We start from the raw sequence: 21,804 nt of genomic DNA on the forward strand, positions 1-21,804 counted from the left end.
ACCGCGTGCTCGGGCGGCGAGCCCACCCTCACCGACCGGGCCGGCGCGAAGACCGCAGCCAAGGGGCACGGATCCGAACCTGGGCCGCCGCACCCGCAGGTGTCCTCCGATTGTCGGCGGGACCGCGGCGCGGCCGACGGGAGCGCGCGGAGGAGGTCACCCGCAGTATCGAGGAGTTGTTGGTGACAACTGCCGACGCCGGCCAACTCGGGCCACAATAGCGCTAGCTACCTCAACCATTCCGAACATCGATCGGGTCAGGGTTGTCGGGGCGCGTCAAGTCCCTCAACTCGCTGAGGAGCGTCGCGTCGGTGTCCTCCTCGACGGGCTCACCGGGGTCGACGAGCGCCAGGGCCGGTGAGGCCGCCAGCCGGCTCAGGATCGCCGGCCGAGCCGCCACGAGGTCGAACGTGGCCGACGACTGTCGCACCGCCGCGATCACTTCCGCGATCGCCTCCGAAGCTCGCAGGCTGGCGGTGAGGAGCCCTCGACAGTCGGCTCCCCGATACACGCTGGTGCGGTCCCCCTGCCATTCCAGCGGATGACCGACCACCATCAGGTCTATCTGCAGTTCCAGAAGGCGGCGGAGGCTGGCCCTGTACTGGCGGCCGGAGCCGTAATAGACCGGAAGTTTCCGGGCGGAGCCCGTGCCTTGCACGCCGTCGCCAGCGATCAGCAGTCGTCGGACCGGTTCGTAGAAGCAGACGCTGCCGGGAGTGTGCCCCGGCGTCCCGACCACTTCGAGGGTGACATCGCCCCGGGTGATCCGGTCGCCCGCGGACACCGGCACGTCGGGCGCGAAGCCGGCGAGGTCACTGTCGTACACGGAGAAGTAGGAAGGCGCACCACTGACCTCGCGGATCGCCGGGCTGCCGCCCGTATGGTCCCGATGCCCGTGGGTGCTGCACACCGCGGTTACGTCCCGCACGTCCTTGCCGAGCACGGCAAGCGCGGGGCTTAGTGCCGCCGGCATGTACTCGGACATTCCGCTGTCCAGGAGAAGCACGCCCTCGGCTCCAGCGTCGATCGCCACCATCGTCACCATGCCGGTGTGGCTCTGCGGTTTGGGACAGCGGGCCATCACCACGCCGGGAGCGAGTCGGGTCGCCGCTTCGGTCTCAGACACTGTTCTTTTTCCCGTCGAGTGGCATGTCCCAACCGTCAGCCAGGGCGGCGAATTCCTCATGGAACTGCGGGAACGTCTTGTCGACGCAAGACGGTTCGTCGAACTCGATTCCCGGTGTGCGCAGGCCGACCACGCTCATGCTCATCGCGATACGGTGATCCGAGCGAGTCTCCACCAGCGCTCCCGTCGGGGTTCCCGGGTCGATCTCGAGCCAGTCCGGACCCGAGCGGGTGGATACGCCGCAGGCAGTGAGCGCGGTGGTGATCGCGTCGATGCGATCCGACTCCTTGACTCGGCAGTTCGCCACATCGGTGATGCGGGTCGGCGCATCGGCAAACGGGGCGATGGCCGCCAGGGTCATCATGGTGTCACTGATGTCGCGCATGGCCACGGTGCCCGGTGAAAGCAGCCGGGCCGGGCCGGTGACGGTGACGCTGTTGTCATCGACGTCAACCCGGCAACCCATCCTCGGCAGAACCTCCGTAGCGAACCGGAGATCGCCCTGACTCGACCGTCGGCCGAGGCCCGGCACGGTCACGGCATTCCCCGTGACGGCGGCTGCGGCAAAGAAGTACGACGCGGTCGACGCGTCCGGCTCGATCCGATACTCCTGAGCCCGGTAGGTGGCCGGCGGAATAGTGATCGTGGAATCCTGCCAACTGGACTCGACCCCGAACTGTCGCATCATCGTCAACGTGAGATGAACGTAGGGCGCCGAAACCGGATTGAGTGCCTGCACCTTGAGGCCGTTTCGCATCGCCGGCGCCGACAGGCACAGCGCTGACAGGTACTGGCTGGAGACGCCTGCATCCACCTCGATCGTTCCGCCAGCGACGCGTGAGCCGCGCACGACCCACGGCAGGCTGTCCCCCGAACTGGCGTCGACTCGTACACCGAGGCCCCGCAACGCCGTCAAGAGGGGTCCCATGGGGCGGGCACGCATCTGCGCGCTGGCATCGATCACATAGCGCCCCAGCCCCAACGCTGTCAGGGCCGGCACGAACCTTGCCGCCGTGCCCGAGTCGTTACACCACACCGTTGCCTCCGTGGCGGGCGGGCCGGCCGGATCACCGGTCACGGACCACACGTCGGGCTCGCGGGTCACCGAAAAACCGAGGCTGCGGAGCGCCTCCGCGAAAGCCACCGTGTCGGCAGCAGCCAGCGGGGCCACAAGGCGGGTGGTCCCCTGGGCCAAAGCGGCGATGAGCAACGCTCTGGCCATGATCGACTTCGAGCCGGGGACGCGCGCAATTACCGTGCGAGGCGCAGAGATCATGCAGGGCTCTCCCAACTCGGCCGACATGGCACCACCAGATTAGTCACGCGCATCAGGGCCTCATTCCCCCCGATAGCGTCGGCCACGCCGTACGCGTCGACGAGCCGATCCGCCATCACCGCCTGCGTCAGCACCGGCGTCAGCCGATCATCAGCTGCGGTCATCAACGCGGGTATCGGGCAAGACACCAGGAAGCCGAGCTGCCGCGCGAACGCCCGGTATCCGGGGTCCTCGCCGGCGGCCCCAGACAGGACGGCGCTGATCCCTCGGCCGGTGCAGTCCTCGGCCAACTTGCCCAGCAGCGCCAGGACCGCTGGGTGCGCCTCATGACGTGCCTTGACCAGGCGAACCGGCTTACGGCGTGGACGTGCCAGAGTGAACTGAGTGAGGTCGTTGGTGCCGATCCCACACAACGCCGGGACAATTCCGTACTCTCGCTCCAGATGGTCGCTCCAGAGTCCAGTACACAGGCACGCCGCCGGAGTCTCGACCTCCCACCCGAATCCCGGCCGAGTGAGGTCCTCGGGAGTCGCTGCGAAGGTGACTCCGCTGCGACCCGCAATCGCCACGGTTTCCGTCAACTCCGCATAGGTTGCCACCAGCGGCATCGCAAACGTGCGCCACGACGCGAGAACCCAGCACCAGCTAGTTGCGCCCTCCGGGGTGACACCGTCTTCTATGGTTGACCGCACCGCCAGCCGCAGAGACGAGACCACCAGGAGGCGCCGTCCATGCGACGAGACACGGCACGGTGGGCCCACCGATGACCGCACCGACGCCGTCTCCAGCGGAGGCCGCCGAACCGGGGTCGGTGCCCCCGACGGTGACCTTGCGGATACTAGCCACCAGTCCGACAGCGCCGTACCGGGTTGAGGTGCGGGTGCTGAACCGCAGCACGATTGTGGACAGTTTCGAGATCACGCCCCGGCCGACCGTCGCGAGTGTGTCTCCATCGACGGCGTCGGTGGCGATATACCCGTCCTCGGACGCGACCCTCACCTTCACCGTCACCCCGGTGCCGCTGGGCGTTCCCGCACCCGGGCCGCGGGTGGTCCCGCACGAGGTGGTGTTCGACGTACGCGGGGAGTTCGGCGGTGGCATCACCCACGCCCGGGTGCTCGCTCCCGGCGGCACCCTGCCGGTGTACGTGCCGTGGACAGAGGAGGCGGGCCAGTCGGTCGCCACCGAGCAGCCGGCGTGGCAACTGCTCAGCGACCATCCGGTGGAGCCGGACGCCGACGTCCTCGATTTCGCCGGCACCGCACGCCGGATGGCCGAGATCATCCTTGGCGCTCGGGCAGCCACCCCATTCACCATCGGCATCCAGGGCGGCTGGGGCACCGGCAAGAGCAGCTTGATGCACATGATCCGGCGCGAGATAGAGGACCGCACCGCCAGGCAGCGCGGCCGGACCCGCGTGGCCTGGTTCAACGCCTGGACCGCGGAGGGCTCCAGCGCGTTGACCGCGCTGATCCGCTCCGTGTTGCAGGAACTGGATCCCAGCGTGCTGCGCCGCCTGCTGCACAGGACCCGGCGCTCGTCCTGGATCCTCGCCCCCATCCTCATCGTCGGTTCCCTGTTGGGGCTGCGCCGGTTCGCCGACGACCTGTGGGCCCGATTCAACGTCGACGCGGCCCAACGCAACGAGGTCAGTAAGGAACTACGCGGTGCCCTCGCAGACTGGGCGGAGCAAGACAGGCCACTAGACGAACGCCGCATGCTCGTCGTGTTCATCGACGACCTGGACCGTTGTTCGCCCGACAACATCGTTCAGGTACTCGACGCGATCCGGCTGTACCTGGACGCGCCCGGACTGATCTTCGTGATCGGCTATGACCACGCCGTGGTCGTCGACGCGCTGTCCCGAGCACGCGGCGCGTCAGCCGGCGTACGCAGCCGCACCTACCTCGAAAAGATCATCCAGGTCGATCACGTCATACCGCTGCCCGACCCGACGCAGACCCGGGAGATGGCTCTGGCCTGTGCTCGGCACTGCGGCGTCGCGGACATCCTCGGCGTCCCCGAGATCAACCTGATCGTCGACCGGACCGACCGCAACCTGCGCCGACTCAAACGCTTCCTCAACACCTTCGTGCTCTCGCGCCAACTGGACGCCACCAGCGTCCGGCTACGCCCGGACGAACACATCAAGATGCTGTTGCTGCGCATGTACTTCCCGGACCTGTTCCGGATCATCTTGCGCGAACCGGAACGCGACGTGCTTGGCCAACTCGTCGAACTCGGGCGCTACCGAGCCGCCGTCACCGCCGGCCAACCACCCGACGAGGAGCAGGTCACCTGGCTGTTCCAGACCAGCGGCGTTGCCCCACCCAAGCCCGACGAGGACGCCGCCACCGCGCTCAACCGCCTGGAACGCCATCTCCCTCGCATGGTCATAAACCTGTCCCTAGACCCCGACCTCTTCTCGCTCGCCTGGAGCCTCGGCACCCCGGACCAACGCCAGAACCTGCTCGAACGGGCTCGCACCCAACTCCGTCCGACCACCGCGCAACCCGCAGCGCGACCGGCGGCCACGGCCGGAGCGCCGACACCAGTTGAACCGTCCGCCGCCACCACGCCATCACCACAAGCCACCGGCGATGCCCAGACGCAGCCACTCGTCTGTCCCATGTGCGGTCACGCGGCGAACCTGGGCGACCAGCACTTCTGCCCGTCCTGCGGCGCCTACCTGGACCGGGCGTAGCGGTCCCCGCCGCGCCTCTACGCCTTTCGTACGGCAATCCGCGACTTGCAGCAACCCATCCCTGGCAGGCTTGAACCTCAGGACACCGGAGACATGCCCGCCGTCATCGGCCTCAGTGCTCGCCACCGACGCCCGCATCGGTGAGATCTTCTCCTACGCCGGGAGGACCTAGATGTGCTGTCCGCTCCCCGACTTCACGCACGCCAGTCCTCCAGCGCATTAATCGATAGATGGCGATATCCGTCCATCGTGACGGCCGACGAGCGTCAGCGTTCGCCGGCCGAACGGGGATTCAGTCGACGCGCTTTCGCGCACGTCCTGCGGTTCCGGAAGGGGTGGTGCAAGCTTGTACAGATCACAGATCACAGATCACAGATCACAAACACCGCGAGCTGGCCACTGCCATGACGTATGGCCGGTCGAGGTCGACGGCGGGCGGCTGGGACAGCATCGGGCCGTCGAGGCTGAGTCCGGCCCGCACCCGCGGGTCGGCGTTCATGACAAGGGCGGCTGCGGTCGCACCCTTCGACCAGCCGTGCACGGCGACCCCGGCGGCGAACGCGGCGGTGAGGAGGTGTCGGCGGGTCAGCGAGATGGTCATCGGTCCTCCGAGGCGGTAGTGGATTCGACTCGTGTGATGAGCAACTTCAGCCGGCGGATCTCGTCGGCCAGTGCGGCGGTGCCGGCGGGGGTGAGCGTGATCCAGGTTCGGCCGCGCCGTCCCTCGTAGCCCTTCTCCACCTCGATCAGGCCGCTGCCCTCCAGCACGCTCAGGTGTTTGGAGAGGTTCCCGGCGGTCAGGTCCAACTGAGTGCGCAGGTAGCCGAACTCAACGCGGCGCGCTTCGTGGGCGATGGTGAGGATGCCGAGGCGGACCCGCTGGTGCACCACGTCGTCCAGCCCGAGGGCGGGGTGGGTGGTATCGGGGTCCGGGGTGGGGGTCACGGCCGTCCCCGGCGCCGTCGTCCGGCCGCCGCGAAGCCGGCCGCGCCCAGCAGGAGCAGCAGCCCGACGGCGACCTGCGGCAGGGCAAACTGCACGCGGAGTCCCCAGTGTGGCGGTCCCCAGCCCTCGTTCGTCGGCAGGATGAACAGCACCGTCACCAGGTAGCCGACGGTGAACAACAGCAACGCGACGTTGCGCTCCAACCGGGCCAGCACCAGCAGCGCGATCCCGAGCATGCCCCAGGGTGAGAACAGCCGGTCCAGCACCAGCCACCAGTACGGCAGAGGGCCGTCGGGTGCGGGGTGGCTCGGGAAGTACAGCGCCGCGGCCCCCCAGGCGGCGGTGAACAGCACGGTCGTGACGCCGCCGCTGATCACGTACGACAGCACGCGCGAGCCCAGCCCCCGCGCCCGGGCGGCCCGCACATACCAGAAGGCGATCGCCGCGTACGCCACGAGCAGCGCCGGCGGCCAGTAGTACAGCACGCCGCGGCGGGCAAACGTGCACGCCCCGGAGGGGTCGCACCGCACCCTCATGCCGAACCAGTCGAACGGGATCCCGATGAGCGTCACCGCGGCCAGCACCAGCAGTGCCGCCCAGGTCATCCGTTGGTCGAGACGTACGCGATGGGCGAGGGTGCGCACGTCGGACAGCAACCGGCGGGGGTCATCACCGGCAGGTATCGATTCTGTCGTCATGCCAACAGGTTTCCATAACAAACCTCTCGGCGCTAGTGCATCGCTGCGTGGTGGTCTTTCTGTACGACGGTGAATGAGGACGACATGCTCAGCGCCGGGGCGGCTGGCCGTCACGGCGCCGGTTGGCAATCGGTGGCCCGGGCTCGCACCTGTCAGAACGCTGCAGGAAGATCCCGCGACTTGGGCTGAATGTGGCGGCCGGACAGGATCACGAGGCCGTCAAGGCGGCCCTGGCCGTCATGGTGCCGATCGGCCGGACGGGCCCGCCCCGAGGAGGTCGCGAGCGCTGTCGCCTTCCTGGCCTCCCCGGAGAGCAGCTTCATCGTAGGTTCGAACATCTACATCGACGGCGGCGTGAATCAGCTGTGAGCCTGCGGGGCGCCGCTCGGCATGCCTGTGAGGCGAGCGGCGCCGACGGGTTCGTCTCCGGCTCGGCCCCAGGGCCCAGGCGAAGTCGTGAGGGGTGTCCGGCTTGAGGTAGCTGGCGTACGCCCCCGACACCCGCCGGCGACTCTGCGGTCACTCCCCCAGTATCCGGCAGGCACCGACCGCAACCAGTGACACCACGTCACATGCGGTCGTGACACTGCGCCACTGACGGGTCGGCCGCTTTCGCGCTGTCATTGGTGTATGTCCACCACACCAGTCATCGCCGTCGACCGGCTGAACCTCACCTACGGTGACTTCCACGCCGTGAAGGACCTCTCCTTCGAGGTGCGGCCCGGGGAGCTGTACGCGCTGCTCGGCACCAACGGGGCCGGGAAGACCTCGACCCTGGAGGTCATCGAGGGACACCGCAAGCCGACCTCCGGCAGTGTGCGGGTCTTCGGGCACAGCCCGGGCGACCGGCGTGCCGTCCGTCCCCGGATGGGCGTCATGCTCCAGGAGAGCGGGTTCTCCCCGGATCTCACGGTGCGGGAGTCCGTCGGTCTGATCGGCCGGCTCAGCGGACGTACCGACGACGTCGACCGGGTGCTCGACGTTGTCGACCTCACCGGCCGAGCCGGTCGGCGGGTGTCGCAGCTGTCCGGCGGGGAGAAACGGCGTCTGGACTTCGCCACCGCCGTCTACGGCACCCCGGAGCTGATCTTCCTGGACGAGCCGACCACCGGTCTGGACATCCAGTCCCGCGACGCCGTCTGGGCGACGGTGGACCGGCTGCGCGAGAACGGCGCCACCATCGTGCTCACCACCCACTACCTGGAGGAGGCGCAACAGCGCGCTGACCGCATCGGGCTGATGCACCAGGGCACCCTCCACCGCGAGGGCACCGTCTCCGAGCTGACCCGCACCCTGCCGTCGGTCATCCGCTTCTCCCTCCCGGCAGCGGCGCCGACGCTGCCGTTGCAGGCCGCGGTCAACGCTGACGGGAAGGTCGTGGTCGAGACCTTCGACCTGCAGAAGGACCTGCACATCCTGCTCCGGTGGGCCCAGGACCACGCCGTCGAGCTGCAGGGCCTGGAGGCCGGGCCGACCCGGCTCGACGACGTGTTCCGCGCCATCAGCAACTGACCCGTCATCCCGACAGGAGTGTCGCCGTGTTGTCCATCGCTTCCAGCGAGCTGATCCAGATCTTCCGCAACCGGCTGGTGCTGATCACCAGCCTCATCATGCCGGTCGCGGTCTGCGTGTTCTTCATCCGCCAGCACGAGACCTTCGCCGCCATCGGCAGCCTCGGCTACATCGCCGCGGTCGTGATGTTCACCGTGGCGGCATTCGGGCTCTACGCCACCGCCGTGACCACCCTGGCCTCCCGACGCCAGAACCTCTTCCTCAAGCGGCTGCGCTCCACCGCCGCAAGCGACGCCCGCATCATCGCCGGCCTGCTGCTGCCCGTCGTCGTCCTCGCCGCGGTGCAGGTGGCCGCGATCCTGACCGCCCTGGCCGTGGTCGCCGGCAAGCCGGCCAACGTCGCCCTGCTCGTGGTGGCGACCATCGCGACCCTGGCCATGATGATCGGCCTGGCCCTGGCCACCGCCGGGCTGACGAACTCACCCGAACACGCCCAGGTCACCACCCTGCCCGTCAGCCTCGGCGTGATCGCCGTGGCCACTTGGGTGGGCATCACCGGCACCGAGGACCTCGCCTGGCTCAAGCGGCTGCTGCCCGGCGGCGCGGCCACCCAGTTGACCGTGAACGCCTGGAACGGCGGCGTCGCCGTGACCGACTCCCTGCTCCTACTCGCACCGACGCTGGCCTGGGTCGCCATCGCCGTCAACCTCGCCACCCGACTCTTCCGCTGGGAGCCCCGCCGATGACCATCGAGCCCGGCAGGCATGCAGACTCACCGACGCTGGTGGAAGATCTCCTGCTGCTCCTGTTCCAACCCGGGTCCGGGACCATCGCGGGGGAGAACACGCTGTTCTACGTCCTCGGCGGAGCCGTCCTCGCGGACCTCGCTCTCGGCGAACACGTGACCACTGTGGACGGCAGTCGGGTCAGGAGCGTGGAGGGTCACCCACCGTCGGACGACCTCCTGCGCCCGGCGTGGGACTACCTCTCCGGAAAGCCGAGGGGCGTGCAGACCGCACTCGCGGCGATCGGCCCCGCCCTGCGCGAGCCGGTGCTGGAGAGGCTCATCGAACGGGGCGACATCGACCAGGAGCCACACAAGGTGCTCGGCCTGTTCCGTACGACGGCCCTCCGGGAGGGTGAGACCGGACGCCGGGAGCGTCTCCTCGCCGACGTCCGGCAGGTTCTCGTGGAGGGCGCGCGGCCACAGACCCGCGTCGCCGCGCTCGCGGCACTGCTCTCGGCGAGCGGGACGCTCCCGCAGTTCCACCGCGAGATCCCCTGGACGTCACCGGTGATCAGCCGAGCCAAGGAACTCGAGCGAGGCGACTGGGGCGCCAACGCCGCGGCGGAAGCCGTGACCCGCACCGTGACGGCCACGGTCGTCAACAGCACCATCGTGGCCCTCACCGTGCTTCCTCGAAGCTAGGGCGTGGGTGAGCCCTCGTCGAGCGGTTCCGGACGGACCTTCCGCTGCCGGTCGCCCATTAGGGCACCTACTACGCCGGCGGCGACGACGACCTCGCCTACCTGGCCTACACCCACCAGAGTCGCACCGCGACGACGTCCGTCTGACGCAGACTCCGTACTTGAAAGGAGGCCCGTGTGACCTCCCCGCCTCCCGCGCATGCTGACATCGAGCGCACCCATCCTCCGCGGCGGCGGTGGCTCCGGATCGTCTCCGGCACTCTCGCCGCCGTGGTGGCCGCCGTCAGCCTCGGCGTCGCCGCCCTTCAACTCGGCCTGCCCTGGCAGATGGGCGAGGGCGACCGCAACCACGTCTACGAAGGCGACGCCGGTTCGCAGCGCTACCAGGTCCACCTTCCACCACAGCACGACGGTACTGCCCGACTGCCGGTCGTCATGGCCATCCACGGCTGCGCAATGACCGGCTACGGATGGAACTCCATGAAATCCACGACGCAGTTCAACCGCCTGGCCGACCGAGAAGGCTTCATCGTCGTCTACCCCACGCAACTGATCTCCCGCAACCTGATCGCCTGCTGGAACTCCACCGACCCCCGCGAGCAGCACCGCAACACCGGCGAACCCGCGCTGCTCGCCGGCGTCGCCCGCCAGGTGGTCGAGAAGTACGACGCGGATCCGGATCAGGTGCACGTGGCGGGAGCCTCGTCGGGCGCAGGAACCGCGGTCATCCTCGCCGCGACTCACCCCGACGTCTTCGCCACGGCGACCTCAGTCGCCGGCGGCGAATACGGACTCAACCAGGTCGACCCCAACGACCCGGACGCAACGTCACCGCTGGACACGGCACGCCAGGCCTGGGCGCAGATGGGCGATCGCGCCCGGCGGGTGCCGCTGCTCGTCATCCAGGGCGAGCAGGACGAGGTCGTGCCGCCCCTGGTCGCCACCCGACTCGTCGAACACTGGACCGCGGTGAGCGACCTCGTCGACGACGGGCTGCCCAACGACAGCCTCCACCCGACCGAGGAAACCGTGTCCGTGCCGGCCGCCGCGGGCCGCCACGGGTACACGCACACGACGATCACCGCGCCGGACGGCACGTCGATCGTCGAGTCGTACCGCGTCCAGGACATGGGGCACTCCTGGCCGGGCCCCGACGGCGACGGCCGCTACACCGATCATGCGGGCCCCGACGCCAGCGAAATCGTGTGGGAATTCGCCGAGCGCCATGCGATGACGTGACGGGCCCACTGGGGCGCCGGCATCACCGGCGGGCCAGCGCTCTTCCCCGGCTGGCCGGCCCGACTTCGGGTACGTCATCTTCGGCCGGATCACCGGCGCGCGGTTGGTCGAATCGCCGCTCTCGCAGCCCTGTCCGCCGCCGTCGGGCACCGGACCGGATCGACTCGTGCTTGCCCCGCCGCACGAGCTGCTGCAACCGGCGGCCCTCCTCATCACTGAACCGCCGCGCCCTCACCGGCTCGGCCATCCCCACGCACCTCACTCCCGACAGCGGGTGGCGTGTTCGTAGGCCAGGACGTGTCCGGTTACTGCGTTCCGGATGAGCACTTGCGCATTGAGCACCACTATGCGCAGTGAGAACGGGCCTCGACCATGTCGAAAGACGCTCCGTCAGACTCACCACCGCAGCCCGGCTCTTCTCGTTCCACTCCGGCACACCCGCCTGAGAGCAACTGGATAGCACTGACCGCAGACCGCCCTGCGGTATCTGTACTAGGTGCCTGCCTGGTCGAGCGCTTCAATGACGCGCGCGCTGATTTTGCCGAGGGCGGCGGTATCAGCTGGGCCCAGGCTATCGAAAAGGGCGTCTCGAATTTCTGTGCGTTGCGCGCGTAGCACCCGCACCACGAGCAGCCGACCTTGCGGGGTCAGGGTGGCCTCGTAGGCACGTCGTCCCGTTGGTACACGACTGCGGGTGACCAGACCTTGGCGTTCCAGGACGTTCAGCGTGTGGCTGACGCGGCTGGGCGAGAAGCGCAGCATGTCGGCGAGCGCTTTCAGGCCCAGCGTCTGGTTCTCCGCGGCGCTAAGCAGGACCAGCAACTTGAAGTGCCCGTGCGAGATGTTCCCGTCACGCTGGGATTGTCGTTCCAGCGCGGCCTCGAGGAGATGGGCCGCCAGCACGAAGTCGTGCCATACTGCGGCCCGGTTGAGGTCGTCGTCACGTCGCACCGTCACGGTGCATATCTTTGCGTCGACGCATCGGCATGTCGACCTGCATGGCTACACCATGGGGTTGCCGTTGGCGGAGGCTTCGGGGGCGACGATGTCTTGGACGACGTCCCAGTGTTCCACGATGCGTCCGTCTTCCAGCCGGAAGATGTCGACGATGGCCACTGGCCACCGGGAAGATGCATCACCGCATCCGTGACCGCACATGCTGGCGCGAGTTCCTGGCCTTCGTCAAGACCCTGCGTTGCCGCGAAAGCCACGAGGCCGAGCCATACCCGTGGACGGATGCGCAATGTCGTCGAGCCGGCGTTGTTGGAGCCCATAAAGCCATACATTCTTTCTGGTGCCGGACCGCGTCTAGTGGATGTCGACACGGTGCGGCGTGAATCGGATGAGCCGGATAGCTGAGGTCGCCGACGCCGCCACCGGCGTGGTAGCTGTCACTGCGGTCACTGTCATCGCCGGATCGCGCAGGCGAAGTTGAGAATCAGAGCTGTTCGGGGGATGCCATCCGGTAGACGAACTGGCCGAGCCCCGACTGGGCGATTGCGATAAGAGTGCCGGCAAGACCTTCCTGGGTTGAGGCCATGCTCAGCCCGCCCAGACGGACCGCTTCGTACCCGGCGTCGAGACTGAGTTGCTCGACAAGGCTTTGGGCTTCGCCGTCACCGGACCACAGGTTGCTCGGCCGTGCACGGGCATCGGCGATCTGCCCGAAGAGAGAGGCGAAGTTGGTGTTGAACGCCTTCGCCGTCGGCCCGCCCGTCACAGACTTGACATACTCGGCATTCGAGGAGAACCCGGCCGGAGGCCGGGCACCGCCATAAAGGTTCGTGGCGTCGAGCACCGTCTTGCCCTCGAGCCCGACGACGGACGACAGTGCCACCTGCACGGCGGTTCCCGGGACGGCGAGCAGCACCGCTTCCGAGGCGCCGACGTCGCCTCCTCCACGCCCGAGCCGCCTCACCTGATGCCCCGCACGTTCCCAGAGGTCGGCCAGCCCGCCACCTATGTTGCCCCGTCCGATCACGGTGATGTTCATTCGCTCTCCATGCCAGGCTGATGCGCGTTGGAACGTCTTCGGGTCTTGCTCTTCCGGCGCACCTACGGGTGAGGGTGGTGGGTCAGCCCCGCGGTGTCTGACCGCAGGGCCCTGAGTGGTCGCAGTACGGCTGAAGCCGGCTCTGCCCGCAAGCACACAGGACGACCCTGCTCTCGGCGCGCGGGCCTTCCGGCGTGTCCACGCTCAACTCGCCGCGCACGACCAACTGTCCGAAGGAGTTGCGCACAATCTGCGTGGGCCGGTCCGGGGTCTCGACCCCGCCGTCCACGAGTTCGTACTGCAGCGCCCCCGACGGGCAGCGCCGCACCACTTCGGCCAAGCGCTCGGCCTTGGCACCGTCGGGCCGAATCCACGGACGCTGACCCGTGTCGAAGACCTCCGGCAAGCCGCGGACGCACTCGGCGGCGTGCAAACAGCGCCTGGCCTCGAAGGTCACGGTGATCTTCTGGCCCTCGTACGCCTTCTTCTCGGTTCCGCTGCTCATACCGGCCTCCGTCGCTGCCATCCCCGGCTGCTCAGTCGCTGACTCTGCTGCGGGACTGGTACACCAGGTCCTGATACTCGGGGTGCCGGGCGATCCACCCCGCGATGAACGGGCAGGTGGCCAGGACCAGCAGGTTCGCGGCGCGAGCCTCGTCGAGGGCGGTGCGGGCCAGTGCCGCCCCGACTCCCCTGCCCTCGTACTCCGGCGAAACCTCGGTGTGTACGAACGCGACGAGTTCCGCGGTACGGATGTACTGCGCGACGCCCGCGACCTTCGACTCTCCCTCGACCCGGGCCTCGTACTGCTTGGCTTCGGGAACGTCACTCACTGTCACTGCCATGTGTCCTCCATGAACCTTTCGCGACCTGTCAATTGCCTGGTCATGACATGTCCTTCCTGCTCAGGCGGTGCGACTCACTCCTGACTTGAACTCTCAACTCAAGGGCGCGTTTCCGCAAGCCTCTGCGAGATAGGTCACGCGCGCACCCCCGTGCAGCCCCTGGCCCGGGTTCGCCGCCAGCACGGTGGGCTTGAAGATCATGCCGCGTCCCGTACGCCTCGATGATCCGCGCGCCGAGGATCGACTGAACGGTGTGCCCGCCCCAGGAGTGTCCGGCGGCGGCCACGCTGCGGTGCCCCGTCGAGTTGGTCGAGGATGCGCTTTCATGTCCGCGATGCGCTGAAGCCAGATGTCGGAGAAGCAGGAATCGCCTCCGGCGTACGGGAAAGGTCCTTACCGCGGTGTCGGCCCGGCACGGCACGCCGGGCCTTCTTCCGCTCGCGGCCCGGATCGACGACGTGGGTGAGCGAGGCGTCGCACGTTCCTCCACGCAGGATGACGGCGATGTCGGAACGCGCCTTCTGGAGGCGCTCGATCTCCGCCAGGTGGCCGGCGTCTACCTGTCGCAGCACCTCCGGGCCGAGCGCGTCGTCCGGCCCCAGAGCGACAATCTGCGAGAGGGGTACGCCCAGCTCCACGAGCCGCCGGATATGCAGGAGACAGATGAGATGGTCCGCGCCGTACTCCTTGTATCCGCTCGGCCGGCGCTGCGGGTGCTCGAGCAGGCCGAGCCGGTGGTAGTGCCGGACCGTGTTCACTGTCGTGCCGGCGAGCTCGGCCAGTTCGCGGGTGCTCCAGGCCACGTCGGTTTCCTTTCGTCGGAGTGGGCAGGCGGATCAGCCGGCCGGATCCCCCAGGGGCTGCGCTGTGACTTGGAGAGCGTCGCCGGCACCGGCGGGTGGGCGCATCGGCCCGCGGCCGGGTATCCCCGCCGCCGGGTCTGCCTTTTGGCCGATCCGCCATCTCCGCCCAACTGGCTACGCTGGGTCACCATGAGCACGCCGGATCTTCGACGCTGGTGGGTACGCCTGGCCCAGGCCGCCGGACTGGTGGCCATGGGGCTGCTCGCCCTCTTCGACCTGCGGCTCGGCGCGCCTGGGGAGTCGGGCCGCTCCGCTGCTCCTGATGGTGCGCGGACGGCCCGCAGGTGCGGCAGGGCGGCTCGGGAGGTGAAGTAGACCCCGCCGACGTTCACGCTCATCATGGCGTGGTAGTCCCCCGTCGAGGCTCTCGACCATGCCGGGCAGGGCCAGACCCGCGCAGTTGACCAACACGTCCAGCCGGCCGAGACGCGCGGCGATCGCGTCCATCACCGCGATAATCCCGGCCCACCGCAAGATCTGATGTCGTGTCCACAACGCACAGACGATCACGCGGTAGCCGCCTCGCGTCCACCCCGATTCACCAGCAAGATCGCAAACGGCGGCTGCCGTACTAGGCACAGTGATGCGATCGGGCCGAGCGAGACCGCTCCGAGGACTTCCGCGGGATCGCGCTCACGCTACTGACTGTTGCTTCGGAGCCAACCATTGCGTTCAGCACACTGCCGGGCGGAGGCCAGGACGCTCGCCATGGCCGGCGACGGATCGTTCGAAGCCCACGTCAACGAAAGCTTGGCCATAATGGACGGTTCGACCACATCCCGCCGAACGATTTCGGTGCCGGCTCGTGCTGCGTGTTCTGCGAATGCCGACGGGGCCAACCCGACCTCATGGCCGCTGGAGAGGCGGGCGAGCCATGCGCTTACGGGTGGCTTGTCGAAGGCGCGGATGTCAGGCGGGAAGCCCGCTTCCTGGCAGGCGGCGACGATGTCGTCGTAGTACGCGGGCGCAAGCTGGCGAGGGAAGAGCAGCAGTGTCTCCTCCTGCAGGAGCCTCAAAGGGATGATCGGCGCGGCAGCTAGGCGGTGGTGTGCGCTGAATAGCGCTGACACCGGCTCTTCGCGGAGGACTTCGCTGCCGACTCCCTCACGGTGCGGCGGCGACAGCGCCAGGCCGAGGTCCAGCTCCCCGTTGTTCAGAAGCTCGGGGATCTCGGCGCTGAACGCCTCGGTAGGTATGAACGTGAATGTGGGGTGGTCCGCCTGGAGGGCATTCAAGAGCGTGGACAGCGTCTCGAAACTGGAGACCGGGGTGTAGCCCAAACGAACAGTCGTCTCCGTCCCCGATCCAACGAGGCGGGTCAGTTCCAGGGCGCGGGCCAGCGCGCTGAGCGCGACCGGCGCCTCGAGTGCCAATGTCCGGCCTGCGGCGGTGAGCTGCACTCGGCGGCTGGAACGGATGAACAGCGCAGTTCCGAGGGATTGCTCAAGTTTGCGGATCTGCTGACTCAGCGACGGCTGCGAGACGTGCAGGCGCGTGGCTGCACGGCCGAAGTGCAGCTCTTCGGCCACGGCCACGAAGTAGTGCAGGAGGCGAGGGCTTACATCCATAGGCAGAGCCTATCGAACCATGGTCAAACGGGTCTTGGACACCTGCGGCGGGATGCACCTAGTCTCGTTTTCACGCCACGAACGCCGTTCCGGTGCGCTCGCCGGGGTGGGTCAGCACCCCCGTCGCACCCCGCTCCATACCCTGAAGAGAGACGTTCCGTGACAGCCTTGATCAAGGTCCCGTACGCGCTGATCATCGCGGAAGTGCCCCTCACCTAGGCGGTGAGACCGCATTCCCCTGCACATCAAGCCCACCCTGCGCCGCATCGAGCACTTCGCGTACGGACCGACGACTTCCGCGGCGCCGACGGACCGATGATCGTCGCTCCGCCATCTGAAACCAAGCCTGCTGTTTCCTGCTTGCAGCCGGTGAGCGCGTCGAGCTGCCCTGCAGCAGCTATTTCGGCCACTTCGCCGGAAGTCATCCCGCCTGAGCTGAATTCCATTCCACTCGAAAAGGAGCACGCCCATGACCAGCGAAATGATCCGCAATCCCCAGACCGACCATCTTCTTACGCCCGAGAACTCGGCCCTCATCATCATCGATTTTCAGCCGGTCCAGGTCTCTTCAATTCGTTCGATGCCGCGTGAGGAACTGGTCTTCAACATTGTGAGCACCACCAAGGCGGCGCTCAACTACAACCTTCCGATCATCCACTCGACGGTCAACGTCGAGACTGGCCGCAACAAGCCGCCGATCCAGGAACTGCAGGACATCATCGGACACCTGCCGACCTACGACCGGACTACGGTCAACGCCTGGGAAGACGTCGAATTCAAGCAGGCGGTCAAGGCGCTCGGACGCCGCAAGCTCATCATGACCGCACTGTGGACCGAGGTGTGCCTGGCCTTCCCCGCGCTCGACGCCATTCAGGAAGGCTATGACGTCTATGTCCCCGTCGACGCCGTAGGTGGCACGTCGGTCGCGGCGCACGAGGCGGCGCTACGTCGTATGGAACAGGCGGGCGCCAAGCTGAGCAGCCGCGTCCAGGTGTACTGCGAACTCCAGCGCGACTGGACGCGCGAGGCGACCATCCCCGGCTTCATGGGCGTCTTCGAAAGCTCCGACGGCTTCAACCCGGAGAAGGCCATGGAATCGAGCGCGACATGAACGACGCCTGACGGAGACGGCGATCGCACATCTTCTCGCCACCCCTCAAACGTTTGTCGCACGGGCAAAGCCTGAGGCTTTGGTTCCCGGAATTTGTTGATGACGCTGGGCGGCATCAGTCGCCGCGTCGGAAGGAGTTTCGCTGTGAATGTCGAAACGCGCCGGCCGAGCCGCCGGGCTCTGTTGGCGGCGATGGCCGCTGCCCCGGCTGCCGGGCTGCTGATCCCGGGTGCTGCGAGCGCTGCCGAAGCCGGGCTTCCCGCCTATCTGCCCATCCCGGCAGGCTCCGCCGGGCCGCCGCTCAATGCCGACGGCTACTACGTCGGCCGGATCAAGGGCGACCTGCACTGGGTGACCGACGGCTTCTACCAGGCGATGTTCCTGACCACCCGGGACGGAGTCGTGCTCGTCGACGCACCGCCCACGATCGGCGGCAACCTGCAGCGGGCGATCGACTCGGTCACCCGGCCGGCAGGACGGCCGAGCCGTGTCACGCACCTGGTGTACTCGCATTCGCACGCCGACCACATCGGCGCCGCGGGCCTGTTCGGGCCCAAGGTCGAGCGGATCGCGCACGCGGAGACACGCCGTCTGCTGCGCGAGGCCGGCGACCCGAACCGACCGCTGCCGACCATCACCTTCGAGGACCGGTTCGTGCTGCGGGTCGGCGGTGAACGGCTGGTCCTGTCGTACCACGGGCCGAACCACTCCCCGGACAACATCCTCATCCACGCGCCCGCGCAGTCCACGCTGATGGCGGTCGACGTGCTGTACCCAGGGTGGGTGCCCTTCAAGAACCTCGGCGTATCGCAGGACATCGCCGGTTGGAAACAGACGCACGACGTCATCATGAGCGAGCCCTGGACCACGTTCGTCGGCGGCCACCTGGGCCGGCTCGGCACCCGCGCCGACGGACAGCTGCAGCAGCACTACATCACTGACCTGGAACACAGCGCTCGCGAAACCCTGCTCACCCTCGATCCGACGCCGTTCTTCGACGAGTACGGCCCACAGGGCAACGCGTGGGCCGTCTTCAAGGCCTACCTCAACGAAGCAGCGACCCAGGCCGCGCGCCCGGTGATCGACAAGTACGCCGGAAGACTCGGCGCGGTTGACGTGTTCACCCCCGACAACGCGTTCGCGATGCTGGAGTACCTGCGTATCGACGTGGGCCTGCTCGGCCCATTCAGTATCCGGCCCTGACCGCGGGCTGGCGCCGGGGAGCGATGACGGCCCGGTCGGTGGCTACGCCGACCGGGCTGGCTACTCTTCTACTGCCCGCCGCCGCGTTCCCGCTCGCCCTGATCGTCCTCATCGCGGCTGAACTCGCGGTGCTGCCCCTGTCGTAGGCATGATCCGGGGGTGTTGTCGCCGGGTCGGGTGGCATCGGCGGAGCGCCGATAGGAACACGGCCACTCGTGTCGGGGTAGGTCTCTTCGGAACGTGGCTGCCGGCAGTCCGACGCCTGCACCGGCGGCCGAGGCCACGGAGCGATGCGTCGAGGCGGGTCTGGTGAACAGAGGCTGCACGACGCGGCGTTGCCGAATACCGAGGCCCGCACTCTGCCCCCACGCTGTGCCCGGTCGACGTAAGCGATGAGGCCCTGGCCGAACTGGAGGTCCTCGCGGGCTTTGACGACGACTTCGCTGGCGAAGCCGCCCGCGTGTCCAACCGGATCCGTGGCTTGCTGACGCAGATCCATCCCGCGCTGGAACGAGTCCTCGGCCCCAAGGTCCACCACAAGGCGGTCCACGCAACGTCCAAACGCCGCCGCTGCAACTCACGACGACGAGGCTGGCGACGACGGAAGGACCGCGATTCCCGACAGTGCCGTAGCCGGCACCGAACTCATGTGCCGGAGACAAAGCGCGTCCCGCATCCTGCACCGGTCACCGTTCGGAGCGGTGCGCTGGCCAACGACACTCGTGGCCGCCCCCACGGAGGGGTAGGCCTACGACTTGGCGACGCGCGGCACCGGTGACCTGGCGGCTTCAAGCGTCGTACCCGCCTAGGTAGTCAGCCCGAACCGTTCGACGATGCCCGGCAGCCACTCCGGCTCGCCGAACTGCAGGCCGTAGCGCTCCGCGAGGTCGCCGCCCTGCCCGGCCGCCGCCGGCCCGGCCGCGATCAGCTCCGCCACCTCGCGGAAGAAGTGCTCGAAGCCGGCCGGGCTGATGATCTCGATCATCCGGGCGGGTACCGCGCCGGCGTTCCACATCGCGTGCAGCTCACCGCGCGGCTTGGTGATGTAGCCGCCGGGCCCGAGCACCACCTCCCGGTCGCCCGAGCGGAAGCCGATCTCGCCCTCGGTGACGATCGAGTACTCGTCCTCCCGGGTGTGCAGGTGCGGCGCCACCAGAGCGCCGACCGGGAACGGATGCTCGACGATTGCCAGCGCGCCGCCGGTGTCCTCACCCCACAGCTTGAAGTGCACGCCGATGTCGCCGAGTTCGCCCACGCGCCCGCCGCCCGGCTGCACCACGGTCAACGGCGGCGGCTCCCATGTCGTCATGCGACGTGCTTACCGCATCCCGACGGCCGTCGGCCAGCACATTCCGGGAACGCGACGCTGGTTGTCCGCCCGCGAATCCTGACGCCTGCGCGGGCGGCCCTCACAACGTCTTGAACAGCGACGCGGACCACCCACCACCCACGCCGCGTTCTCAGCCCCCACACGCCGACACGTACTCACCTGCCGCATCCCACGCGCATGTCTGTCACGTGCGGTAGCGGATGACGAAGTTGACGTAAGCGTTGTCGGGACGTGTCTCTGCGTCCCCGCCGGAGGTGATGACGTGCTGGTGTGAGCCGGCAGAGCCGGTGTTCCCGCCGTCGTCGTTCCAGATGGTGCGGTCTGAGCCGGCGATGGGAGTGGACGACTTGTCCTGGGGCACGCCGTAGACCTCGTGGCTGTGGTCGCCGTCGCTGTCCAGGGTGAACGCCTGTCGGGGCCGGCCGGTGGCGTGTTTCTGCGTGGAGCCGCAACGGTCACCGGCGGCACCGCCGGGTGCCGGCTCGCTCCGGTTGCCGGCGTCCGGGTCGCGCCCCGCGCCGTCGTCGACACCGCGCAGCAGGTAGCCGCGGTAGTCGGGCAGGTTGAACGTGGTCGTGCCGTCCCCACCGCCGTGCAGAGTGCCGATCACCGCGAAGAGATCAGGGTAGTCGGCCCGGCCGATCAGCCGCCCGTCGCAGTACATCCACCCCTGCTCCTCAAGCCCGTACTGGTCGAGTGGGTTGCCGGCGCCGTAGGCCAGCACGGTCCCGATGACGAAGTGGCCGGTCGGCACGACGGGCATGTCCTGTTCGCTCATCTGGTGCTCCTCACGAACGGGTGCCGTAAAAGATCAGGTAGTTCTGGTAGAGGTTCACCGGGCAGCTGTCCTGGTCGCCGCCGCTGAGCCCATGGGTGTGCCAACCGTTGTTGCTGGTGTTGCGGCTGCCGTCGTTCCACCCGGCGTAATGCGATCCGGCGGCCCAGGGGTGGGAGTTGTCGTCCGGCAGGTTCGGCACCCAGTGGTGGTGGTCCTGGCTGTGGTCGGTGGCGAAGGAGTCGCCGGCTGGTAGGCCGGTGGCCCTCGGTTGGACCGAGCCGACCCGGTCGCCGCTGAGCCCTCCGGGGTTCGCCGGGGTGCGGTTGCCGGCGTCGGGGTCGCGGCCGCTGCCGTCGTCGACGCCGCGCTGGAACCGGCCCCGGTAGTCGGGCAGGTTGAAGGTGCTGGTGCCGTCCCCGCTGCCGTGGATGTCGCCGAGGACGCTGTAGAGGCAGGCGTACGTGCTGCGGGACACGGCGCTGCCGTCGCACAGCAGCCACCCCTCTGGGGCGGGATCGTTGCCGGAGACGACGGCGCCGTAGCCGACGACGGTACCGACGAGCACACCGGCGACGCCGATCACCCCGGCCGGTTCTGTTCGTGAACTGGTTGTCATACTCGCCTCATCCGTCGAACTTGATGACGAAGTAGACGTACGCGTTGACGGGGCGGGTCTCGGCGTCTCCGCCGCCGTCGACGGAGTGGGTGTGCGCGCCGGTGCCCCAGATCCACCGGCTGTCCTGCCAGATCCCGTAGTGGCTGCCGGCTACCGCCGCTCCCGTCGCGTCGGCCGGCATGTGCTCGACGGGGTGCGTGTGGTCCCCGCCGCCGTCGACCGGGAACGGTTTGCCCGGCAGGGCGGTGTACCAGTCCTGCGCGGAACCGGGATTGTTGCCGGCGAGCCCGCCGCGCCCGGAAGGGGCGCGGGTGTTGGCGTAGGGATCCCGCCCGGCGCCGAGGTCGACGCCCCGGGCGAACCGCCCGCGCAGGTCCGGGAGGCGGAACCTGCCGTTGCCCGCGCCGTAGTTGCCGCCGATCACGGCGTGCAGAGCGGGATAGTCCGCCTCGTCCAGTTCGGCGCCGTCGCAGTAGAGCCAGCCCTGCGGCCGCAGCCACGAGACGTCGAGCCGGCCGGCGAAGGCGGTGATGGTGCCGATGGGCACCGGTGACGGGTCAGCTGGCATC

General features: G+C 68.3%; 27 protein-coding genes and 1 pseudogene. 10 read left to right on the top strand and 18 right to left on the bottom strand.

Annotated features, from left to right (window positions below):
* Positions 1–232: 232 nt before the first annotated feature.
* Genes ACTMSW_RS29020 through ACTMSW_RS29030 form a run of 3 tightly spaced genes read right to left on the bottom strand, consistent with a single transcriptional unit; the run spans position 233 to position 3,118 of the window.
* Entirely contained in the window at positions 233–1,126 is an 894-nt protein-coding gene (locus ACTMSW_RS29020) for an MBL fold metallo-hydrolase (protein ID WP_441183921.1), read from the bottom strand.
* Positions 1,119–2,429 carry a 3-phosphoshikimate 1-carboxyvinyltransferase gene (gene aroA / locus ACTMSW_RS29025; protein ID WP_441183922.1) on the bottom strand — a complete coding sequence of 437 codons (1,311 nt, stop codon included), beginning with the start codon at positions 2,427–2,429 and terminating at the stop codon, positions 1,119–1,121. Before aroA ends, ACTMSW_RS29020 begins: the two co-directional genes overlap by 8 nt.
* Positions 2,399–3,118: a putative PEP-binding protein gene (locus ACTMSW_RS29030; protein WP_441183923.1), complete on the bottom strand. Its 720-nt coding sequence runs from the start codon at positions 3,116–3,118 to the stop codon at positions 2,399–2,401. Before ACTMSW_RS29030 ends, aroA begins: the two co-directional genes overlap by 31 nt.
* A gap of 398 nt (positions 3,119–3,516) precedes the next feature.
* Here ACTMSW_RS29030 and ACTMSW_RS29035 point away from each other — a divergent pair, with 398 nt between their 5' ends.
* Positions 3,517–5,106 (top strand): KAP family P-loop NTPase fold protein, encoded by a 1,590-nt coding sequence (locus tag ACTMSW_RS29035; RefSeq protein WP_441183924.1) that lies wholly within the window; start codon positions 3,517–3,519, stop codon positions 5,104–5,106.
* Positions 5,107–5,482: 376 nt separating this feature from the next.
* On the opposite strand, the gene ACTMSW_RS29040 is transcribed toward ACTMSW_RS29035, so the two are convergent.
* The 4 genes from ACTMSW_RS29040 to ACTMSW_RS29055 form a co-directional block, all read right to left on the bottom strand.
* On the bottom strand, positions 5,483–5,707 hold the full coding sequence (locus ACTMSW_RS29040) for a hypothetical protein (RefSeq protein WP_441183925.1): 225 nt from the start codon (positions 5,705–5,707) through the stop codon (positions 5,483–5,485).
* Entirely contained in the window at positions 5,704–6,051 is a 348-nt protein-coding gene (locus ACTMSW_RS29045) for a transcriptional regulator (protein ID WP_441183926.1), read from the bottom strand. The genes ACTMSW_RS29040 and ACTMSW_RS29045 overlap by 4 nt, the downstream gene beginning before the upstream one ends.
* Complete coding sequence (locus ACTMSW_RS29050) at positions 6,048–6,749, bottom strand: hypothetical protein (protein WP_441183927.1); 702 nt, start codon at positions 6,747–6,749, stop codon at positions 6,048–6,050. The genes ACTMSW_RS29045 and ACTMSW_RS29050 overlap by 4 nt, the downstream gene beginning before the upstream one ends.
* Before the next feature lie 152 nt (positions 6,750–6,901).
* The gene (locus tag ACTMSW_RS29055) at positions 6,902–7,072 is read right to left on the bottom strand and encodes a hypothetical protein (protein ID WP_441184037.1); all 171 of its coding nucleotides are present in this window, start codon (positions 7,070–7,072) and stop codon (positions 6,902–6,904) included.
* Between ACTMSW_RS29055 and ACTMSW_RS29060 the strand changes: the two genes are divergently transcribed.
* The 5 genes from ACTMSW_RS29060 to ACTMSW_RS29080 all read left to right on the top strand — a co-directional run bounded on the left by ACTMSW_RS29060 (position 7,047) and on the right by ACTMSW_RS29080 (position 10,928).
* On the top strand, positions 7,047–7,118 hold the full coding sequence (locus tag ACTMSW_RS29060) for a hypothetical protein (RefSeq protein WP_441184032.1): 72 nt from the start codon (positions 7,047–7,049) through the stop codon (positions 7,116–7,118). The genes ACTMSW_RS29055 and ACTMSW_RS29060 overlap by 26 nt on opposite strands.
* Positions 7,119–7,379: 261 nt before the next feature.
* Positions 7,380–8,261, top strand: coding sequence for an ABC transporter ATP-binding protein (locus tag ACTMSW_RS29065; protein WP_441183928.1), 882 nt, complete (start codon positions 7,380–7,382; stop codon positions 8,259–8,261).
* A 26-nt stretch (positions 8,262–8,287) separates the two neighbouring features.
* Positions 8,288–9,007 (top strand): ABC transporter permease, encoded by a 720-nt coding sequence (locus ACTMSW_RS29070; protein WP_441183929.1) that lies wholly within the window; start codon positions 8,288–8,290, stop codon positions 9,005–9,007.
* Positions 9,004–9,690, top strand: coding sequence for a GOLPH3/VPS74 family protein (locus ACTMSW_RS29075; RefSeq protein ID WP_441183930.1), 687 nt, complete (start codon positions 9,004–9,006; stop codon positions 9,688–9,690). Before ACTMSW_RS29070 ends, ACTMSW_RS29075 begins: the two co-directional genes overlap by 4 nt.
* Positions 9,691–9,959: 269 nt before the next feature.
* On the top strand, positions 9,960–10,928 hold the full coding sequence (locus ACTMSW_RS29080; RefSeq protein ID WP_441183931.1) for an extracellular catalytic domain type 1 short-chain-length polyhydroxyalkanoate depolymerase: 969 nt from the start codon (positions 9,960–9,962) through the stop codon (positions 10,926–10,928).
* A gap of 492 nt (positions 10,929–11,420) precedes the next feature.
* On the opposite strand, the gene ACTMSW_RS29085 is transcribed toward ACTMSW_RS29080, so the two are convergent.
* From ACTMSW_RS29085 to ACTMSW_RS29110, 6 genes are all read right to left on the bottom strand, one after another.
* Complete coding sequence (locus tag ACTMSW_RS29085; RefSeq protein WP_441183932.1) at positions 11,421–11,885, bottom strand: MarR family winged helix-turn-helix transcriptional regulator; 465 nt, start codon at positions 11,883–11,885, stop codon at positions 11,421–11,423.
* 45 nt (positions 11,886–11,930) lie between these two features.
* A complete protein-coding gene (locus tag ACTMSW_RS29090; RefSeq protein ID WP_441183933.1) occupies positions 11,931–12,044 on the bottom strand; it encodes a nuclear transport factor 2 family protein in 114 nt (37 codons plus the stop codon).
* Positions 12,045–12,366: 322 nt separating this feature from the next.
* Positions 12,367–12,921 (bottom strand): NADPH-dependent F420 reductase, encoded by a 555-nt coding sequence (locus ACTMSW_RS29095; RefSeq protein WP_441183934.1) that lies wholly within the window; start codon positions 12,919–12,921, stop codon positions 12,367–12,369.
* A gap of 82 nt (positions 12,922–13,003) precedes the next feature.
* Positions 13,004–13,426: a (4Fe-4S)-binding protein gene (locus ACTMSW_RS29100; RefSeq protein WP_441183935.1), complete on the bottom strand. Its 423-nt coding sequence runs from the start codon at positions 13,424–13,426 to the stop codon at positions 13,004–13,006.
* Positions 13,427–13,457: 31 nt separating this feature from the next.
* A complete protein-coding gene (locus tag ACTMSW_RS29105) occupies positions 13,458–13,766 on the bottom strand; it encodes a GNAT family N-acetyltransferase (protein WP_441183936.1) in 309 nt (102 codons plus the stop codon).
* Positions 13,767–14,089: 323 nt separating this feature from the next.
* Positions 14,090–14,569 carry a MerR family transcriptional regulator gene (locus ACTMSW_RS29110; protein ID WP_441183937.1) on the bottom strand — a complete coding sequence of 160 codons (480 nt, stop codon included), beginning with the start codon at positions 14,567–14,569 and terminating at the stop codon, positions 14,090–14,092.
* Between the two features lie 189 nt (positions 14,570–14,758).
* Here ACTMSW_RS29110 and ACTMSW_RS29115 point away from each other — a divergent pair, with 189 nt between their 5' ends.
* Entirely contained in the window at positions 14,759–14,944 is a 186-nt protein-coding gene (locus ACTMSW_RS29115; protein ID WP_441183938.1) for a hypothetical protein, read from the top strand.
* A 323-nt stretch (positions 14,945–15,267) separates the two neighbouring features.
* Here the strand turns inward: ACTMSW_RS29115 and ACTMSW_RS29120 are convergent, their stop codons facing one another.
* The gene (locus ACTMSW_RS29120) at positions 15,268–16,197 is read right to left on the bottom strand and encodes a LysR family transcriptional regulator (protein WP_441183939.1); all 930 of its coding nucleotides are present in this window, start codon (positions 16,195–16,197) and stop codon (positions 15,268–15,270) included.
* Positions 16,198–16,666: 469 nt separating this feature from the next.
* Between ACTMSW_RS29120 and ACTMSW_RS29125 the strand changes: the two genes are divergently transcribed.
* The 3 genes and pseudogenes from ACTMSW_RS29125 to ACTMSW_RS29135 form a co-directional block, all read left to right on the top strand.
* Positions 16,667–17,308 carry a hydrolase gene (locus ACTMSW_RS29125; RefSeq protein WP_441183940.1) on the top strand — a complete coding sequence of 214 codons (642 nt, stop codon included), beginning with the start codon at positions 16,667–16,669 and terminating at the stop codon, positions 17,306–17,308.
* Positions 17,309–17,407: 99 nt separating this feature from the next.
* On the top strand, positions 17,408–18,511 hold the full coding sequence (locus ACTMSW_RS29130; RefSeq protein WP_441183942.1) for an MBL fold metallo-hydrolase: 1,104 nt from the start codon (positions 17,408–17,410) through the stop codon (positions 18,509–18,511).
* Positions 18,512–18,798: 287 nt separating this feature from the next.
* Positions 18,799–19,058, top strand: a pseudogene (locus tag ACTMSW_RS29135) (IS110 family transposase); the annotation flags it as partial.
* Positions 19,059–19,316: 258 nt separating this feature from the next.
* Here the strand turns inward: ACTMSW_RS29135 and ACTMSW_RS29140 are convergent.
* From ACTMSW_RS29140 to ACTMSW_RS29155, 4 genes are all read right to left on the bottom strand, one after another.
* Positions 19,317–19,820: a cupin domain-containing protein gene (locus ACTMSW_RS29140; RefSeq protein WP_441183943.1), complete on the bottom strand. Its 504-nt coding sequence runs from the start codon at positions 19,818–19,820 to the stop codon at positions 19,317–19,319.
* Between the two features lie 205 nt (positions 19,821–20,025).
* Positions 20,026–20,619, bottom strand: coding sequence for a phage tail protein (locus ACTMSW_RS29145; protein ID WP_441183944.1), 594 nt, complete (start codon positions 20,617–20,619; stop codon positions 20,026–20,028).
* A gap of 10 nt (positions 20,620–20,629) precedes the next feature.
* The gene (locus ACTMSW_RS29150; protein WP_441183945.1) at positions 20,630–21,235 is read right to left on the bottom strand and encodes a phage tail protein; all 606 of its coding nucleotides are present in this window, start codon (positions 21,233–21,235) and stop codon (positions 20,630–20,632) included.
* Positions 21,236–21,242: 7 nt separating this feature from the next.
* Positions 21,243–21,803, bottom strand: a complete 561-nt coding sequence (locus tag ACTMSW_RS29155; RefSeq protein ID WP_441183946.1) for a phage tail protein — start codon at positions 21,801–21,803, stop codon at positions 21,243–21,245.
* Position 21,804: the final 1 nt, after the last annotated feature.

This window comes from Micromonospora sp. BQ11 (genome assembly GCF_052068135.1).
Taxonomy (GTDB): domain Bacteria; phylum Actinomycetota; class Actinomycetes; order Mycobacteriales; family Micromonosporaceae; genus Micromonospora.